The organism is Halomonas salipaludis (genome assembly GCF_002286975.1).
GTDB lineage: Bacteria > Pseudomonadota > Gammaproteobacteria > Pseudomonadales > Halomonadaceae > Franzmannia > Franzmannia salipaludis.
In genome coordinates, this window is sequence record NZ_NSKB01000009.1 from 120,369 (window position 1) to 137,257 (window position 16,889).

Annotated in this window: 16 protein-coding genes; all 16 read right to left on the bottom strand. The window is 64.4% G+C overall.

Features of this window, described 5'->3' with window-relative positions:
- Positions 1-99 precede the first annotated feature (99 nt).
- Positions 100-507 carry a type II toxin-antitoxin system tRNA(fMet)-specific endonuclease VapC gene (vapC, locus tag CK498_RS21495; protein WP_095622906.1) on the bottom strand — a complete coding sequence of 136 codons (408 nt, stop codon included), beginning with the start codon at positions 505-507 and terminating at the stop codon, positions 100-102.
- A gap of 144 nt (positions 508-651) precedes the next feature.
- Positions 652-882 (bottom strand): type II toxin-antitoxin system VapB family antitoxin, encoded by a 231-nt coding sequence (gene vapB / locus CK498_RS21500; protein ID WP_095622907.1) that lies wholly within the window; start codon positions 880-882, stop codon positions 652-654.
- A gap of 275 nt (positions 883-1,157) precedes the next feature.
- Entirely contained in the window at positions 1,158-2,369 is a 1,212-nt protein-coding gene (locus CK498_RS21505; RefSeq protein WP_176475870.1) for an O-succinylhomoserine sulfhydrylase, read from the bottom strand.
- The gene (purF, locus tag CK498_RS21510; protein WP_095622909.1) at positions 2,359-3,879 is read right to left on the bottom strand and encodes an amidophosphoribosyltransferase; all 1,521 of its coding nucleotides are present in this window, start codon (positions 3,877-3,879) and stop codon (positions 2,359-2,361) included. Before purF ends, CK498_RS21505 begins: the two co-directional genes overlap by 11 nt.
- Positions 3,880-3,964: 85 nt before the next feature.
- The gene (locus CK498_RS21515) at positions 3,965-4,567 is read right to left on the bottom strand and encodes a CvpA family protein (RefSeq protein ID WP_095622910.1); all 603 of its coding nucleotides are present in this window, start codon (positions 4,565-4,567) and stop codon (positions 3,965-3,967) included.
- On the bottom strand, positions 4,567-5,232 hold the full coding sequence (locus CK498_RS21520) for an SPOR domain-containing protein (protein WP_095622911.1): 666 nt from the start codon (positions 5,230-5,232) through the stop codon (positions 4,567-4,569). Before CK498_RS21520 ends, CK498_RS21515 begins: the two co-directional genes overlap by 1 nt.
- Positions 5,229-6,626: a bifunctional tetrahydrofolate synthase/dihydrofolate synthase gene (gene folC / locus CK498_RS21525; protein ID WP_095622912.1), complete on the bottom strand. Its 1,398-nt coding sequence runs from the start codon at positions 6,624-6,626 to the stop codon at positions 5,229-5,231. Before folC ends, CK498_RS21520 begins: the two co-directional genes overlap by 4 nt.
- Before the next feature lie 11 nt (positions 6,627-6,637).
- Positions 6,638-7,615: an acetyl-CoA carboxylase, carboxyltransferase subunit beta gene (gene accD / locus CK498_RS21530; RefSeq protein ID WP_095622913.1), complete on the bottom strand. Its 978-nt coding sequence runs from the start codon at positions 7,613-7,615 to the stop codon at positions 6,638-6,640.
- A gap of 54 nt (positions 7,616-7,669) precedes the next feature.
- On the bottom strand, positions 7,670-8,473 hold the full coding sequence (gene trpA / locus CK498_RS21535; protein ID WP_095622914.1) for a tryptophan synthase subunit alpha: 804 nt from the start codon (positions 8,471-8,473) through the stop codon (positions 7,670-7,672).
- Between the two features lie 9 nt (positions 8,474-8,482).
- Positions 8,483-9,697, bottom strand: a complete 1,215-nt coding sequence (gene trpB, locus CK498_RS21540; protein WP_095622915.1) for a tryptophan synthase subunit beta — start codon at positions 9,695-9,697, stop codon at positions 8,483-8,485.
- Between the two features lie 105 nt (positions 9,698-9,802).
- Positions 9,803-10,780 (bottom strand): hypothetical protein, encoded by a 978-nt coding sequence (locus CK498_RS21545; RefSeq protein ID WP_217987832.1) that lies wholly within the window; start codon positions 10,778-10,780, stop codon positions 9,803-9,805.
- An 818-nt stretch (positions 10,781-11,598) separates the two neighbouring features.
- On the bottom strand, positions 11,599-13,524 hold the full coding sequence (locus tag CK498_RS21550; RefSeq protein ID WP_095622917.1) for an asparagine synthetase B family protein: 1,926 nt from the start codon (positions 13,522-13,524) through the stop codon (positions 11,599-11,601).
- A 15-nt stretch (positions 13,525-13,539) separates the two neighbouring features.
- Entirely contained in the window at positions 13,540-14,763 is a 1,224-nt protein-coding gene (locus CK498_RS21555; RefSeq protein WP_095622918.1) for a PqqD family protein, read from the bottom strand.
- A 29-nt stretch (positions 14,764-14,792) separates the two neighbouring features.
- Positions 14,793-15,023 (bottom strand): lasso RiPP family leader peptide-containing protein, encoded by a 231-nt coding sequence (locus tag CK498_RS26910; protein ID WP_141246991.1) that lies wholly within the window; start codon positions 15,021-15,023, stop codon positions 14,793-14,795.
- Positions 15,024-15,173: 150 nt separating this feature from the next.
- Complete coding sequence (locus CK498_RS21560) at positions 15,174-15,824, bottom strand: phosphoribosylanthranilate isomerase (RefSeq protein WP_095622919.1); 651 nt, start codon at positions 15,822-15,824, stop codon at positions 15,174-15,176.
- Positions 15,821-16,852, bottom strand: coding sequence for a tRNA pseudouridine(38-40) synthase TruA (truA, locus tag CK498_RS21565; protein WP_095622920.1), 1,032 nt, complete (start codon positions 16,850-16,852; stop codon positions 15,821-15,823). The genes CK498_RS21560 and truA overlap by 4 nt, the downstream gene beginning before the upstream one ends.
- Positions 16,853-16,889 lie beyond the last annotated feature (37 nt).

Below are 16,889 nucleotides of genomic sequence, written 5' to 3' on the forward strand. Positions count from 1 at the left end.
GCGCTGCATCGCGAATGAATTCGCTCCCACAAGGTCATAGCGCCAAGGCAAAAGTGGGAGTGGCTTTGGCCGCGGTGGGGGTGGGTTGAGCAGCTGCGCCTAGGTGTCAGGCATCCAGTTTTCGACTCTGAGACCAGGTACCCGTTGGAACTCTCGCACATTGTGGGTAACCACCACCAAGCCTCGTGATCTCGCATGCCCTGCTATCATCTGGTCGTATGGACCAATGGGGGTGCCGCTCTTGGCCAATTCAGCGCGCAGCTGCCCGCTATGCGCAGCGGCATGACTATCGTAGTCGAGCACCTCCAGGCGTGCGGCAAAGCCCTCGACTACTTCCAGATTACGCTCGGGGCTCGCCGATTTCTCGGCGCCATAGATTAACTCCATCAGCGTCACGGTACTGATGCATAGCTGGGCATGATGGCGTTTGAAGGTATCGCGGACCTGGGGCGGACGTTTCTTGATGGTGAAGATACAGATGTTGGTGTCCAGCATGTACTTCAGCATTAGGCATTACCCGAAAACTAGCTGCGCTCGACCATACAGCGTTAAAAAACAACTCAAAATGCTCATTTACACCACGTAAACTCCGCTTTTTCCTTGTTTTTTTCCTTGTCTGGTCATCGCTCGCCGCCTTTTCAGGCAATGCCTCTAGAACCCCTCACGCTCCTGGTCAGCGGGCTGGTCCCGATTGAGCATGAAGTCGTCACTCACTGTCTCGCCATCGAACCAGCTATCCCACCCTTCTCCTGCCGGGGCAATGATGCGCGTACGCCCCACCACCATAACGTCGACACGCGTCACGCTATCGGGAAGTGCGACAGCCTTGGGCAGTCGAACCGCTTGGCTGCGGTTGCTCTTGAATATCGATGCCTGCTCCATCACCCACCTCCGGGATATGCCCTAGGGATATACAAGCATAGCATCAGCATCCGAGGCCGCCAAGCTGGTATTAAGGCACTGCGATGCTCACCGGGCAGCGCTACGCGCTGCATCGCGACTGAAGTCGCTCCTACACTGGCGTGTGGTGCCAAGGCAAAAGTGGGAGTGGCTTCAGTCACGATGGGGTTGGATCTGGCCCGGCAGCGCTACGCGCTGCATCGCGAATGAATTCGCTCCCACAATGATCGCGACTGAAGTCGCTCCTACACTAACCACTACACCAGGGCGTCGAGGCCGCGGGCGAGATCGGCCTTGAGGTCGTCGATGTCTTCGAGGCCGACGGCGACGCGGATCAGGCCGTCGCTGATGCCGGCGGCGGCTTTCTGCTCCTCGGAGAGACGGCCGTGGGTGGTGGTACCGGGGTGGGTGATGGTGGTCTTGACGTCACCCAGGTTGCCGGTGATCGACATCACCTGAGTAGCGTCGATCACCGACCAGGCGGCCTCGCGGGCGCTCTGGCCGCGACCGTTGACCACTTCGAGGCCGAGCACGGCGCCATAGCCCTGCTGTTGGCGACTGGCCAGCGCATGCTGGGGGTGGCTCTCGAGGCCACTGTAGTAGACGCGGCTCACCGCCGGGTGCGCCTCGAGCCAGCGCGCCAGGGCCATGGCGTTCTCGCAGTGGGCGCGCATGCGCAGGTTGAGGGTCTCGAGGCCCTTGAGGAAGATCCAGGCGTTGAACGGGCTCATGCAGGGCCCGCAGGTGCGCACCACGCCGAACAGCTCCTCGAGCTCCTTGTCGCGGCCCACTACCGCCCCGCCGATGGCGCGGCCCTGGCCGTCGAGGTACTTGGTGGCGGAGTGGATGACCAGGTCGGCACCCAGCTCGATGGGCTTCTGCAGCGCCGGGGTCAAAAAGCAGTTGTCGATGGCCAGTAGCGCGCCGTGGCGGTGGGCGATCTCGGCCAGCGCGGCGATGTCGACCACCTCGGAAAGCGGGTTGGACGGGGTCTCGGCGAACAGCAGCTTGGTGGCCGGGGTGATCGCCGCCTCCCAAGCCTCGAGGTCGGAGAGCTCGACGTAGCGGGTGACGATGCCGAACTTGCCGAGGTACTTGTCGAACAGGCTGACGGTGGAGCCGAACAGCGAGCGCGAGGCGACGATCTCGTCGCCGGCCTGGAGCAGCGCCAGCGCCGTGGAGAGGATCGCCGACATGCCGGAGCTGGTGGCCACGCAGCGCTCGCCGCCCTCCATCACCGCCAGGCGCTGCTCGAAGTTACGCACCGTGGGGTTGGTGAAGCGCGAGTAGATATTGCCCGGCTCCTCGCCGCCAAACTTGCGCGCGGCCTCGGCGGCACTGCCGTAGACGAAGCTTGAGGTCGGGAAGATCGGCTCGCCGTGCTCCTGCTCGTGGGTACGGGCGTGGCCGGCGCGAATCGCCTGGGTGGCCAGCGCCCAGTCGCGCTGGTTAGGGTTGTCAGTCGTCATCGAGGTCATCCTGATTGTGCATGCCGACCAGGGCGTGGTCGCTGACGTTCTGGACCTTGGCGCTATCGTTGCGCGAGGCCTCGAGCCGGGCCAGGTAAGCGTCGTCGATATCGCCGGTGATGTACTGGCCGTCGAATACCGAGCAGTCGAACTGCTCGAGGGCCGGGTTGACCTCGCGGCAGGCGTCGCGCAGGTCGTCGAGGTCCTGGTAGAAGATGCGGTCGGCGCCGATCAGCTCACCGACCTCGGCCTCGCTGCGGCCGTGGGCGATCAGCTCGTTGGCCGCCGGCATATCGATACCATAGACATTAGGGTAGCGCACCGGCGGCGCGGCGGAGGCAAAATAGACCTTGCTGGCGCCAGCCTCGCGGGCCATCTGAATGATCTGCTTGCAGGTAGTGCCGCGCACGATGGAATCGTCGACCAGCAGCACGTTCTTGCCCTTGAACTCGATGTCGATGGCGTTGAGCTTCTGGCGCACCGATTTCTTGCGCTGGGTCTGCCCCGGCATGATGAAGGTACGGCCGATGTAGCGGTTCTTCATGAAGCCTTCGCGGTAGGTCACGCCGAGATGCTGGGCGAGCTCCAGCGCCGAGGTACGCGAGGTATCGGGGATCGGGATCACCACGTCGATATCGTGCTCGGGCCACTCGTGCTGGATGCGGTCGCCGAGCTTGCGGCCCATCTGCATGCGCGTGCCGTAAACGTAGGCGCCGTCGAGGATCGAGTCGGGCCGCGCCAGGTAGACATGCTCGAAGATGCACGGCGCGAGGATCGGCTTGTCGGTGCACTGCTGGGTGTGAATATTGCCACGCATGTCGACGAAGATCGCTTCGCCGGGGGCCAGGTCGCGGTGCAACTCGAAGCCGCCGACGTCCAGCGCCACCGACTCGGAGGCGATCATCACGTCCTGGTGGCCGCCTTCGTCGCGGGTGCCGAACACCACCGGGCGAATGCCCTGGGGGTCGCGGAAGGCGACCATGCCGAAGCCGTTGATGATCGCCACCGCGGCGTAACCACCCTTGCAGCGACGGTGCACGCGGCGCACGGCGTCGAAGATGTCCTCGGGCTCGAGGTGGTGGCCCTGCTTGCCCAGCTCGTGGGCGAAGACGTTGAGCAACACCTCGGAGTCGGAGCTGGTGTTGATATGGCGCAGGTCGGTGGAGAACAGCTCCTGCTTGAGCTGATCCGAGTTGGTCAGGTTACCGTTGTGGGCCAACGAGATGCCGTAGGGCGAGTTGACGTAGAACGGCTGCGACTCCGCCTCGCTGGACGAGCCGGCGGTGGGATAGCGCACGTGGCCAATACCCAGGTTGCCCTTGAGACGCGCCATATGGCGGGTATGGAAGACATCGCGCACCAGTCCATTGCTCTTGCGCAGCAGGAAGCGGTCTTCATGCCATGTCATCATCCCGGCGGCATCCTGGCCACGGTGCTGAAGGACTGTCAGCGCATCATAGATGCCCTGGTTGACCGCCTGGTTGGCCATCAGGCCCACGATACCGCACATTCCACTTTCCTCGCTGCACTGTTGCTGATGGCCGGCATGGCCAGCCTTGTAGGATATTTGAGCGCTACTGGGCGGCCGGTGCCCTCTATCGGACGGCCGGTGCCTCGCCTTCTTGCCCGCCGGGTTCGTCGAGCATGTCGTCCTGGTCATTGCCATCACCGAAGCCGGGTAGCGAGATATTGCGCCACGCCTCGGTGCGCTCCGGATCGCGCTGCTCCCAAGCCTCGACCTGGCTGATCACCCAGCTGCGCAGCTCCTCGAAGGTGGGTCGCAGCTCGGCATCGCGCCACGCCTCGAGCTGCGACAGCGGGGTCAGCGAGATCAGCACCGTGACCAGCACCAGGATCGCCGCGCCGCGCAGCACGCCGAAGCCGGCCCCCGCCACGCGGTTGAAGAAGCCCATGCCGACCCACTCCACCGCGGCATGCACGGCGCGGATCACCAGCCCGCAGATCATGATCACCACGAAGATCACCAGGATGAACGATAGCACCAGCCGGCCGTCGGCGTTGTCGATCAGCCCGCTGAGCATATCGGCCACCGGCTCGGCGAACATCCGCGCGGCGACCAGCGCGATGATCCAGGCCGCCAGGCCCAGGCCCTCGCGGATCAGGCCGCGCATGAAGCCGGCCAGCATCGAGATCGCCAGTACCGCCAGGAACACCATGTCCAGCCAGGTGAGACTCATCACTCCTCCCGCACCCGGATCAGCAGCCCCTGGATATTGGCGCGCTCCTGTAGCTCGGTGCGCGCCTGCTCGCCATCACTGGAACTGGCGAAGGGGCCTACGTAGACGCTGGTCATATTGTTGTCGCGGGCGCGGCGATAGGCGCTGAAGCCCTGCTCGTTGAGTTGCGCCTCGAGGCGCTCGGCATTGCCTGCCTCGCCGAAGCTGCCAACCTGCACGGCCCACTCGCCACCTTGGGTGGCGGCGGTAGGCGGCGACTGCTCGGCCTGCGCCTCGGGCTCGGTCGCCGGCTCTGGCTCGCTGGGGGCCTGGGCCGCCTCGGCCAGTTCGGCGATCGGGTCGCTGGCCTCGGGCTCGGCCGGGGTCGGCTCATCGAGATCGCCGGGCTCATCGCGAGTCACCGGGTCGGTGGCCTCGACCACCTGCTCGACATCGACCTCCGGCGGCTCGTCGATCTCGCCGGCCCCCGGCGTGGAGAGACTCGCCGGCGGCGTCGGTTCGTCGACCGGGGTACGCTGCACGTCGATGGGCTGCTCGATGGTCAATACCGGCGCCGGGCGCTCCTCGCGGGTCGTCGGCGCATCGAACAGCATCGGCACGAAAATCACCCCCAGGGCGACGATGATCACCGCCCCGCTGATGCGTTCACGCATGCCATATTTCATGCTGATCCCTCCTTATGCCTGGTGCTGGCGTCCACTGCCACAGACGGCTGGGCCACAAACGGCTGGGCAACCACAGGCGATTCGATGAGGCGCCCGGCCTGCCACTCGCCCAGCGCCTCGGCCACGGTAAAGAACGAGCCGCACACCAGCACCTGGTCGTCGGCGCCAAGGCGCCCATTGAGCCAGGCCACGCCGGCGGCAACGCTGTCGGCGCAGTGCACCAGCGGCTGGCCGCTGGCGGCGAGGGTCTCGGCCAGCGCCGCGGCGCTGCGCGCCCGCTCCCCCTCGAGGCTCACCGTGACCCAGGCGTCGATCTGCCCGGCCAGCTCAGCGACCACGCCGCTAGCGTCCTTGTCGGCGAGCATGCCGAACAACGCGTAGCGTGTGCCGGCACAGCCGCGGGCGGCGAGCCGCCTGGCCACATAATGGGCCGCATGCGGATTATGCGCCACATCCAGGCACCAGTTGCCTAGCCACTGCATGCGCCCGGCCAGCTGCACCTGGGCAAGGCCCTGGCGGCAGCACTCGGCGTCGAGCACGACGCCTGCCAGCGCCAGCGCCTGAAGCGCACTGGCGGCATTGTCCAGCGGCAGGCCTGGGTCGGGCAAGTGGTCAAGTGTCAGGCTATCGTCGGCGGCTTGTTCCGGCGCGCTTCCTTGCCACTGCCAGTGGCCGCCGGTATCGGGCTCGCTGCGGGTTACCTGCTCACCCAACGCGAACAGTGGTACGCCGAGGGACTCGGCGTGCTGGCGCACGCTGGCCGGCAGCGTCGTGCTGCCCAGCACCGCGGGGCGTCCGGCACGCATGATGCCGGCCTTCTCGCGGCCGATCTGCTCGATATCGGTACCCAGGAAGGCGGCATGGTCCTGGGCCACGGTGGTCACCATCGCGACATCTGCATCCAGGATATTCACCGCGTCCAGGCGTCCGCCCAGGCCGACCTCGAGAATCGCCAACTGTGGAGCGCACTGGGCGATGCTGTGCAGCGCAGCCAGGGTGCCGGCTTCGAAGTAAGTCAGGCTGACCGGCTCGCCAGCCAGACGCGCCGTCTCGACGGCATTGAAGCCGGCGATCAGGGTGGCGTCGTCGGCCTCGACGCCGTCGAGGCGCAGGCGTTCGTTGTAGCGCAGCAGATGCGGCGAGGTGTAGGTGGCGGTGGTCAGCCCGTGGGCACGGGCCAGCGCCTCGAGCATCGCCACCGTAGAGCCCTTGCCATTGGTGCCGGCAACGCTGATCACGCGCGCGGCGATGGGAGCATCCAGCAGCCCCATGCGCTCGGCCACCGCGGTCACGCGCTCGAGCCCGAGCTCGATGCTGACCGGGTGCTGCTGCTCGAGGCGCGCCAGCCAGCCCGCCAGATCGGTGGGCAGTGCGGTGCTATCCGGCGAACTCATGGGGCGCTCCGTCAACGCGGCTCCTGGCCGTCATCCTCGACGGGCTGTTCGAACGGCTCGTCGACTTCGGCTTCGGCTGGCTGCTCGGCAACATCGACCAGGTCGGGCTCGCGCTCCTCGGGCATGCCGTTGACCGGCAGATGGGTCAGCTTGCGCAGCACCGCGCCGAGACGCTCACGCATCTCGCTGCGGTGGACGATCATGTCCACGGCGCCGTGCTCGAGCAGGAACTCGCTGCGCTGGAAGCCTTCCGGCAGCTTCTCGCGCACGGTCTGCTCGATCACCCGCGGCCCGGCGAAGCCGATCAGCGCATTGGGCTCGGCGACATTGAGGTCACCAAGCATCGCCAGCGACGCCGAGACGCCGCCGTAGACCGGATCGGTAAGCACCGAGATATAGGGAATGCCGGCCTGCTTGAGCTTCTCCAGCGCCGCTGAGGTCTTGGCCATCTGCATCAGCGAGAACAGTGCCTCCTGCATGCGTGCGCCGCCGGACGCCGAGAAGCACACCAGCGGGATGCCCTCCTCCAGCGCGACGGTCGCCGCACGCACGAACTTCTCGCCGACGATGGCGCCCATCGAGCCACCCATGAAGGTGAACTCGAACGACACCACGACGATCGGCATGCCGTCGAGGGTGCCACGCATGGCGATCAGCGCATCGTTCTCGTCGGTGCTCTTCTGGGCCGCCGCTAGGCGGTCCTTGTACTTCTTGGAGTCGCGAAACTTGAGGCGGTCCACCGGCATCAGGTCGGCGGCGATCTCCTCGCGGCCCTCCTTGTCGAGGAACCAGTCGAGGCGCTTGCGGGCGGTCAGCCGCAGGTGATGATCACACTTGGGGCAGACGTTGTGGTGTTTCTCGAGTTCGGGCAGGTAGAGCACTGCCTCGCACTTGGGGCACTTGCGCCACAGCCCGTCGGGCACGCTGGCGCGTCGGTCCTTGCGCTGGATGCGGCCCATCGAGGGCACGATCTTGTCTAGCCAGCTCATGTCAGAATGCTTCCCGTATGCTGAGTCATAGAGTCATCGCGTTATGGCGCTCGCTCAAGCGTCCATGGCGCGGCGCATTTCGCCGAGCACGGCCTTGAGCTGCGGCGCGATGGCGGCTGGGTCGTCGGCACTGTCGGCGATGCGGTTGACCAGCGCCGAGCCGACGATCACACCGTCGGCAACCTGGGCTACCGCCGCCGCCGAGGCGCCGTCACGAATGCCGAAGCCAACGCACAGCGGCAGCTCGGTCATCTCGCGCAGTGGCGCCAGATGGTTGGCGACGTCCTCGGCGTTGAGGCTGGCCGAGCCGGTCACGCCCTTGAGCGAGACATAGTAAAGATAGCCTTCGCCATGGGCGCATATTGTAGCGGCCCGAGCGTTGGAGGTGGTAGGGGCAACCAGGAAGATAGATGCCAGGCCACGGGCCTTGAGCACCGGACCGAACTCCTCGGCCTCTTCCGGCGGCATGTCGACGGTCAGCACGCCGTCGACGCCGACATCGCTGGCGGCATCGGCGAAGGCCTGGTAGCCGATGCGCTCGATCGGATTGAGGTAGCCCATCAGCACCACCGGAGTGGTACTGTCGGTGCGGCGAAACTCGCGCACCATGTCGAACAGGTCGACAAGCCGGGTACCCTTGGAGAGCGCCCGCTCGCAGGCCTTCTGGATCACCGGGCCATCGGCCATGGGATCGGAGAACGGTACGCCGAGCTCGATGATGTCGGCACCGGCCTCGACCAGGGCGTGCATGAAGCCCACGGTGTGCTCGGGGCCCGGGTCGCCGGCGGTGATATAGGGGATCAGGGCCTTGCGGCCCTGCGCCTTGAGCTCGGCGAAGCGTTGATCGATACGGTTCATCGCGGGTCCTTAGAATTCAATGCCGTCGAGCTGGGCCACCGTCATGATGTCCTTGTCACCGCGACCGGAGAGATTGATCACGATGTGCTGGTCGCGACGCATGGTGGGTGCCAGCACCTTGGCGTGGGCCAGGGCGTGGGCCGACTCCAGCGCCGGCATGATGCCTTCCATATGGGTCAGCTCGCGGAATGCCTCGAGCACCTGCTGATCGTTGGCGGCGACATAGTTGACGCGCCCGACGTCCTTCCACAGGGCGTGCTCGGGGCCGACGCCTGGATAGTCGAGCCCGGCGGAGATCGAGTGGGTGTCGGAGACCTGGCCGGCTTCGTCGGACATCAGGTAGGTGCGGTTGCCGTGCAGCACGCCGCGCGGCGCATTGGAGGCCAATGGCGCGGCGTGGCGCCCGGTCTCGACGCCGTCACCGCCCGCCTCGACGCCGTACATGGCGACCTCGTCGTCCTCGACGAACGGATAGAACAGGCCCATGGCATTGGAGCCCCCGCCCACGCAGGCGATCAGCGCGTCCGGCAACCGGCCGATCTGCTCCAGCGACTGGCGGCGCGCCTCGCGACCGGCCACGGCGTTGAAGTCGCGCACCAGCAGCGGATAGGGGTGCGGACCGGCCACGGTGCCGATGATGTAGAAGGTGTCGTCGACGTTGGTCACCCAGTCGCGCAGCGCCTCGTTCATGGCGTCCTTGAGGGTCCGGGTGCCGGAATCCACGGGGATCACCTTGGCACCCAGCAGGTGCATGCGGTAGACGTTGAGCTTCTGGCGCTGGACGTCTTCGGCGCCCATGTAAACCTCGCACTTGAGGCCCAGGCGCGCCGCCACGGTGGCGGTGGCCACGCCGTGCTGGCCGGCGCCGGTTTCGGCGATCACTCGCGGCTTGCCGCTCTTCTTGGCCAGCAGCGCCTGGCCCACGGTGTTGTTGACCTTGTGCGCGCCGGTGTGATTGAGGTCCTCGCGCTTGAGCCAGATCTGCGCACCGCCCAGTGAATCCGACCAGCGTTTGGCATGGTACAGCGGCGAGGGCCGCCCCACGAAGTGGGCCAGATCATAGTCGAATTCCGCCTGGAAATCGGGATCGTCGCGCATGGCGGCGTAGTTCTTCTCGAGTTCATCCAGGGCGAAGCTCAACGTTTCCGAAACGAACCGACCGCCGTAGGGGCCGAAATGGCCACGCGCATCGGGCAGTCGGGTCAGGTCGCTGAACTTGGTCACGAAAGACACCTCACAGGGTCGCTTGAGCGGATTGGCGTACCTGGCGCGCACCGCATGGCTTGCGATACGAACCGACCCCGGAGCATAGCAGGTTTTGAACGGCTTTTAGAGCGTCGTCACATCATCGACGATGGCTTGATGGACATCCGGCAACCACTGATAACCGCTCGGATAATGCAGGTGGCGGACAGGCACCTGGGCGGCAATACGCGACAGGCGCATGAAGCGGTCAATGCGAAGATCGGCGGCCGCAGACTGGGCCGCCCCCGGCGCAAACGCCCGCCCCCCGCGCTGGGTCTCGAGCAGATGCCACAGGAAAGAGTGGCGCGCCAGGTGCATCACGGCCTCCGAGGCCGGCACGGGCATTATCTGCGTGCGAGCATCAGGCCCGGCCTCCCGCTCGCGCGCCAGGAGATAGATCGCCGCCACCGGCAGCGGCTCGGTCTGCGCCCGGCCCAGCGCCTGCAGTGGCACGCTCAACTTGGTAAATGCCGGATGCACCAGCGGATAATCCTGCTCGCCGGTGACGAAACGCCGCGCCTGCTCCGGCGTCATCTTCAGTTGCGGAAAACCATGCAGGCAGCGCGCCCCTTGGGCAGTGATGGTCAACGCCGAGATATCATCGGCCAGCAAGGCAAAGCCCGCTTCGACCAGCGAAGTCACCAGCGTACTCTTGCCGCCGGTGCGATCCGCTGCGAACAGCACCGCTCGCCCATCTACCTCGACGGCGCCGGCGTGCAGCGCCGTGATGCCCGAGAGCTCGAGGTAACAGCTGAAGACATGGCCGAGCAGGCAGACCTCTACCATGTAGTCGAGCGCGGGATCGCGCAGCTGGCAGTCGATATGCCCAGGGGTCAGCGTAAAATCCGCCACCCGCGGGAAGCGCATCACATAGCCATCGGCAACCGCATACAGCTGAACGGCCGACTCGCCGTAGTGGTTCTTGTCGGGGCTAGCGTACAGGCAGGCGTCTGCTGCCAGGCTCGCTGCGTGGCACACGACACGGCAGTCAAAGCGCAGATCCGGCTCACCGGAAGGCGCCACCGAGGTCATCGGCGTGCGAAAGCGGCGCTCGGTAGACACACGCTGCCCGAAGATAAGATAGCGGTGGCTCATCGAGCGGGCAGTGGGTCATTCACATAGGTGATGATGAGATGCTGCCGATGATTACACAGGGGTGATGTCAGGCACCGTGCTGCCTGGATCGCTACCGATCGGGTCAAGATTCCGATCGCGGGTGATGTCCGTTACTTCGCCCCACTGCTTGATCTGGGGTGGCTGGTACGCAATTCGCTGAGACGCCTCAGCAGCAGGGGTACGCTCTTGGCTAGCCATGGGTATTACCTCTCTCGTAAGCCTGTTCAGCACAAGCAGGCATGATAGGAAACGTAATGAAAAATTAGCACAACATCTGCTTACACTCCAGCCTCGAGTACCACGGCCAGCCGCACTGCGTATCATCGGCAATATGGCCCGACAGCCTAGGCAGCCATCGGGCCAACATCAGTCCTTGATTGCTACAACCAATCGAAGCAGATCAATTGTAGTTATGGCCGCCGGGGAAGACGCTTCCGTTCTCGGAGCCTACCTGCTTTCCACCATTATTGTATCCAATATCGCCCGGACCACCTGAATTACCTGATTGAGTCATATCGGATACCCCCCCCACTGCTTCAATTGCGGGGGTGCGTAGCCAAGGCGCTCACCGGTTGTTTTTTCTTCATTGTTCATCATTGCCTACACTCCTGCGCATAGTTACGGCCAGCCGTGCTTGATCAGCACATTACAAAACTATGCCTAGTAACAATTTGAAACAAGATGAAACATTTAGAACGCCGACTGATTTTAGTCAGCTCGCAGCATGAGGCCATGCCATGCTGGGCGCCTCCCCCTCTTCAGGGCTACCAGTGCCGACGCAGCCATAGCTCGAGAGATAGCATCGGCCACAGGTCGATGTCGTCACGCTCACCGCTGAGCAGGCTCTCGCACTGCTGCTGTAGGCAGCGTTCATCGACAAACCCCATGGCCGCACAGAGACTGTCGGTCACCAAGTCACGTACGATATCGGGTGCCTCTTCACGCAGGGCATGCAGATAGAGTGCTTCTGGCGTTACCTTGCGTGCCGCATGGATCGCCTCGCGAGGCATTATTCCACTCATCGAACGCTTGGCGAGCCGCTTGAACTGGCGCGGCCGCGTAATCAGGTGCTGGGGGGTGGCAAGCATAAACTCGGCTATCCGACGGTCACTCCAGGGGTCAAAAAAATCCACCCCGTAGTGGGCGCATAGCCGCTCACTAAACTGCATGACACGCGAGGCTAGCGGGGAGTTTATCAGCGTATAGCGCTGCCGTGCCGAACAGCCTTGCCAGTGCTCGGCAAACGTTTCCTGGGGATCTTGTTGCGGCAGACCCACACGTCCCAGAAACTCCCTGTCGACATAACTTGCGGCCCGCTCTCCCAGCCACGTTGGCAGCGGGGCGGGCCGATGCGAAAGCCGCCCAGCGCGTTGGCGGCCGGCATCCAACAGCTGCCTCCAATGAATCGCCACTCGACGCGGCACGAGATCGACAAGCGCTGGGGTCACGACATGCTCACGCAAGGTGGCTAGTCGCGAGGTGCCATACATGTGCGAGAGCCGTGCCAACTCACGTCGAGACTCGGCATAGAGCCCGTCTCGCAGCATTCCAGTGATGTCGAACACCGCCTCCCCGCTCATCAGGTCGCCACGGAAGCCAAACATCATGCCACTTGCCCCATCAGCCGCGGCGGCAGATATCGCGCGGTGCATATAGGCGTGGTAAATGGACATGTAGGGGTCGTCCTGATGAGGACGATACGCCGCGAGATCCACGAGAGGGTAGGTCTCTTCTGCGGCAATTTCGTGTACCGGAATCGCATAGCGACCCGCTACTTTATGGATATTGTCTCGCTCATCACACTCGGGAAAGCGCGAGAAGGCCCAACTGTAGGCCTGCATGGAGGCGACGTCTTCGCCTTGCTCGGCCAGCCAACCGCCCATTGAGGCAGCCGTCGAGGAGTCCATGCCACCGCTCAGGCTGATACCCATGAACGATTTGGTGACCAGACGAGAGCGCATGACATCGGCCATTAGCTCACGGAAATGCTCGTCATACTCGCGCATGTCGGTGTAATGCAGCCGCCGCCCGGCGTCGGGCCGCCAGAAATAGCGGCGCGATACGCTACCGGTCATCGTGATGACGACCTCTTCTGCCTGCCTGACCTCTTCGACGCCCTGATAGAAGGTATGCCCACCAGGGACCTGCATGTCGGCGAGATAGCGGGCGACCGTCTGCTCGTCGATTCGCTCTGCTCGGGTACTCACGGCAAGCAGCTGACTGATCTCGGAGGCAAACAGCACACGGTTGGACTCCACTCGAAAGTAGAGCGAGCGCATGCCCATCGCATCTCTCGCCAAGGTCAAGCGACCGCGGCGCTGATCCCAGCATGCATAGGCGAAGTCACCCAGCAGCCGTGCCGGGGCATCCTCCGGATAGGCCAACAACGTCTTGAGGATCAGCGCGCCATCGCTCGACGCCTCATCCAGCGATTCGCAAAGCGCCTGGCGGTTGTCGATTCTTGCAGTAGCCGCCACCGCCACGCCCGCATCGGGAGCCGCCAGCGGTTCGCATACCCCTCTGCCATCACGCAGGGTATCCAGCGACAGACAGGCGAGGCCCGCGGTACCGGCCTGCAGATAGCTGATACCATCCCTGCCACGGTACGCGGCGGGCGCCACCATCGCCTCGAGTTCAGCACGGGTGACGGCGGCGCCATCAAGACGAACGATGCCGCAAATACCGCTCATGCACGACCTCCAGGGTCAGGGCGTATCAACCACTATGAGGAGCTCATTGTCGACCAGCTGCGCCAGAAACGCCTGCAAATCATTAAACAGCCGGTCAGCATCAACCTGATAGCGTTCCAGTAGCACATCGTGAGCGGCTTCGAGTGTTCCGCTATCCAACAGGCAACGCCACATATCTGCGGCCACACCTTCCAGGTTAAAGACGGGCACAGCGCTCCCCTGATCGAGGGTTAATCGAGCGAGCAACACCTCATCGCCATTATCGAACCATAGCAGTCGACCCGAGGGTAACAGCGGCCCCGGCCCGCCATGCTCCAGCAGCGTAGAACGGACATCGGAATGGCCCAGCTCGTGGGCAGCCACGCGCCGCTTGATACTGAGCTCAGGTGGTAAAACGTTCCACCCGGCGGCAAAGCCTTGCTGTTGTTCATCCCAGTAGCGTGTCTGCGGCTCACACCAGGCAAAGGCCACGTACTCGGTAATACCCACCCAATAACCATGCCCGGCCAGAAGCTTCTTGCGTCTTTCACGCCAGGCAGAGTAGCCCTCCGCATAGCGCTCGAAGCCGATATCAAGGAGATCCTCGGCGTTCAGACATAGCGTTACCCTTGGCTCTTGCCGCTCAATATTGCGGCATAGCGCCGGCACTGCATATAACGGGCAGAATACCACCCGGCTATAGGCCAGCGTGTGTAGCGTCTGCTGAAAACGCACACCTGACAGCGCGCAGTCATCGACCACGATAAGCAGGTCATCCTCTGCCGACGGCGTCGAATCGATGCTGGTCAACTGTTCAGGACGCAGATCCAGATAGTACGCCAGCATGCCCAGCACGATGTACCCACCGCGTGGAATTGCTGCGAAGCGAGCGCGGGCAAGGCGCTCCGCTCCGAGGGCATGGCACAGCTTGCTGGCCAAGCGCTCCGTCACCCGCTCGGCAGTGGCGTAGTCGACGTAGCGATGGCGTGAGAGGACTTCCTGCAGATGAATAGCGAGTTCTTGCAAGCGATCGAGCTGGACGTCCGTAAAGTGACCTAGCACGCCCAGCAGCACACTGGGATCCGCCCGCCCCACCAGTCGCGCATCGGGCATGTCAACCCAGAGGGGGTTGGCACAGACAGCTGCCATCAGGGAAGATAGCGCGGCTTGCGGGCGGTCCTGGCGGGTAAAAGACATGACGCGTTCGACGGGAATAGTACCGCTAAGCAGCACCACTAACCCATGGCCGGTATGCGTCATGTGTCGAACACCTTACCCCTGGTAATCGATCAGGGCCTTCCGCGGCCTCGACCGCCGCCACCACTAGTATTGGCGGGGGTGAACACGCTGCCATTTTCGGACCCCACCTGGTTACCACCAGGGTTAAAGCCGACATCGCCGGCGCCACCGGATCCTCCGAGCCGTGTCAGAGCGGCGACACTGCCCCACTGCTTAAGCTGTGGGGCGCTGTATTCAAGACGCGCACCCTGTTCTACACCATCGTCATGCAAGCCTTTCATCGATAGCTCCTCGTATGGAGTGGATGGCTAAAACTTTTTAATGGCTTCATCCAACCAAAGATACACTTATTAACATAAAAGAAACAAGCGGTGTCGCAACATCGATCTTTCCTACTGTAGATATTGCTGTTAAGCACTGCTGTCGAACTCTCAGTTCGCCATACGCCTCAAGCGATCATCTGCGGCCATGACGCCCCGCAAAAAATCACCAATCAACTCGGCCTGCTTGATGCCTGGCGCCAACTCGACGCCCCCCGACACATCCACCGCCAGCGGCCGTACCGTCGCGATGGCCTCAGCGACATTGGCAGCCGTCAGGCCGCCGGCCAGGATCACCGGCGCTGCCAGGCTTGCAGGAATTCGCGCCCAGTCGAAGGTCTCGCCGGTACCGCCCGGCACGCCGGGCTTGTAGGCATCGAGCAGCAGGCCGCGGGCACCGGCGTAGTCCGCCGCCGCGGCATGCAGGTCGATGCCGTCACGCATGCGCAGCGCCTTGATCCAGGGCCGAGGAGCGGCCGCGCAGAAGGTTGGCGACTCGTCGCCGTGGAATTGCAGCAAGTCGAGGTGCGGCGCGCAGGCGGCGATGAACGCCGGCGACTGGTCGACGAACAGCCCGACCCGGGTTACGAAGGCCGGCACCCGCGCACTGAGTTCGGCCAGGTGCTCGAGATCCACCGCGCGCTTGCTGCCCGGCCATAGCACGAAGCCCAGCGCATCGGCGCCGGCGGCCACGGCGGCGTCGATATCCTCGGCGCGGGTCAGGCCGCATATCTTGACCCGGGTACGGCGCGGCACACTCATGGCGACTCCTCCTCGGGCGCCGAGGCGGCCTTGCGCTGGGCTTGCTGTTGCGCTTCGCGCTGGGCTTTCTGTTGCGCTTCGCGCTGACCTTGGCGATACGTCGGCAGCGACGGGTGGCCCTCGTCCTCGGCCAGCGGGCGGCCGCGGCGATAGCGCACCAGCGGCGAGTCGGGCAGCTCGCGCTCGCCGGTCCACTCGCCGAGAAAGGCCAGCAGATTGGGGCCGAGCGGCTCGCGGGGCAGTGTGTATTGCGGATCGTAGATGGAGTCGACGAAGTGCAACCCGCAGCCCGGCGCGGTGGCGCTGGCCTGGGTGCGATCGCGCAGCGTCAACAGCCGGGCGATGTACTCTTCATCCTGCGCGCCGCGGCCAACGTCGACCAGCGCACCGACGATATTGCGAATCATATGGTGGACGAAGGCGTTGGCCTGGACATCGACGACCACCAGCGGGCCGTGGCGATGCACCTCGATGAAGTGCAGGTGGCGCCAGGCGGTCTTCGACTGGCAGCCGGCGGCGCGGAAGCTGGAGAAGTCGCGCTCGCCAACCAGCACCTGGGCGGCGCGGTGCATGGCGTCGGCGTCCAGCGGGTCGCGGCACCAGGTGGCGTTGGCGCGCTCGAGCACCGGCCGGCTGGGCTGGTTGAGTATCACGTAGCGGTAGCGTCGCGCCAGGGCCAGGAAACGCGCGTGGAAGTCGTCGGCCACTGGCACCAGCCAGCGGATGGCGATGTCCCGGGGCAGATTGGCATTGGCACCGAATACCCAGGCCTTCTGCGAACGCGACACCGGCGGGTCGAAGTGAATCACCTGGCGCGTGGCGTGCACGCCGCTGTCGGTGCGGCCACTGCAGTGTACGGTGACCGGATGCCCGGCCACCCGCGCCAGGGCCTGCTCGACTTCGTACTGCACCGAAGGCGCATGCTTGAGGCGCTGCCAGCCGCAGTAGGCGCTGCCGTCGTACTCCACGGCGGCGGCCAAGCGGCCGGTCAGGCGGGTCTTTTCGTCCAGGCGTTTAAACAGGGGCATCGGCTCGTCAGCGGCTCGTCGGGGTCAGCGCGCCGCA

What these genes read in the sequence shown, in the direction of transcription:
- CK498_RS21555 (WP_095622918.1), bottom strand. Translation starts at nt 14,763, where the DNA reads ATGACGCATACCGGCCATGGGTTAGTGGTGCTGCTTAGCGGTACTATT.
- purF (WP_095622909.1), bottom strand. Translation starts at nt 3,879, where the DNA reads ATGTGCGGTATCGTGGGCCTGATGGCCAACCAGGCGGTCAACCAGGGC.
- CK498_RS26910 (WP_141246991.1), bottom strand. Translation starts at nt 15,023, where the DNA reads ATGAAAGGCTTGCATGACGATGGTGTAGAACAGGGTGCGCGTCTTGAA.
- truA (WP_095622920.1), bottom strand. Translation starts at nt 16,852, where the DNA reads ATGCCCCTGTTTAAACGCCTGGACGAAAAGACCCGCCTGACCGGCCGC.
- accD (WP_095622913.1), bottom strand. Translation starts at nt 7,615, where the DNA reads ATGAGCTGGCTAGACAAGATCGTGCCCTCGATGGGCCGCATCCAGCGC.
- folC (WP_095622912.1), bottom strand. Translation starts at nt 6,626, where the DNA reads ATGAGTTCGCCGGATAGCACCGCACTGCCCACCGATCTGGCGGGCTGG.
- CK498_RS21560 (WP_095622919.1), bottom strand. Translation starts at nt 15,824, where the DNA reads ATGAGTGTGCCGCGCCGTACCCGGGTCAAGATATGCGGCCTGACCCGC.
- CK498_RS21520 (WP_095622911.1), bottom strand. Translation starts at nt 5,232, where the DNA reads ATGAAATATGGCATGCGTGAACGCATCAGCGGGGCGGTGATCATCGTC.
- CK498_RS21550 (WP_095622917.1), bottom strand. Translation starts at nt 13,524, where the DNA reads ATGAGCGGTATTTGCGGCATCGTTCGTCTTGATGGCGCCGCCGTCACC.
- CK498_RS21505 (WP_176475870.1), bottom strand. Translation starts at nt 2,369, where the DNA reads ATGACGACTGACAACCCTAACCAGCGCGACTGGGCGCTGGCCACCCAG.
- trpA (WP_095622914.1), bottom strand. Translation starts at nt 8,473, where the DNA reads ATGAACCGTATCGATCAACGCTTCGCCGAGCTCAAGGCGCAGGGCCGC.
- vapB (WP_095622907.1), bottom strand. Translation starts at nt 882, where the DNA reads ATGGAGCAGGCATCGATATTCAAGAGCAACCGCAGCCAAGCGGTTCGA.
- vapC (WP_095622906.1), bottom strand. Translation starts at nt 507, where the DNA reads ATGCTGAAGTACATGCTGGACACCAACATCTGTATCTTCACCATCAAG.
- CK498_RS21515 (WP_095622910.1), bottom strand. Translation starts at nt 4,567, where the DNA reads ATGAGTCTCACCTGGCTGGACATGGTGTTCCTGGCGGTACTGGCGATC.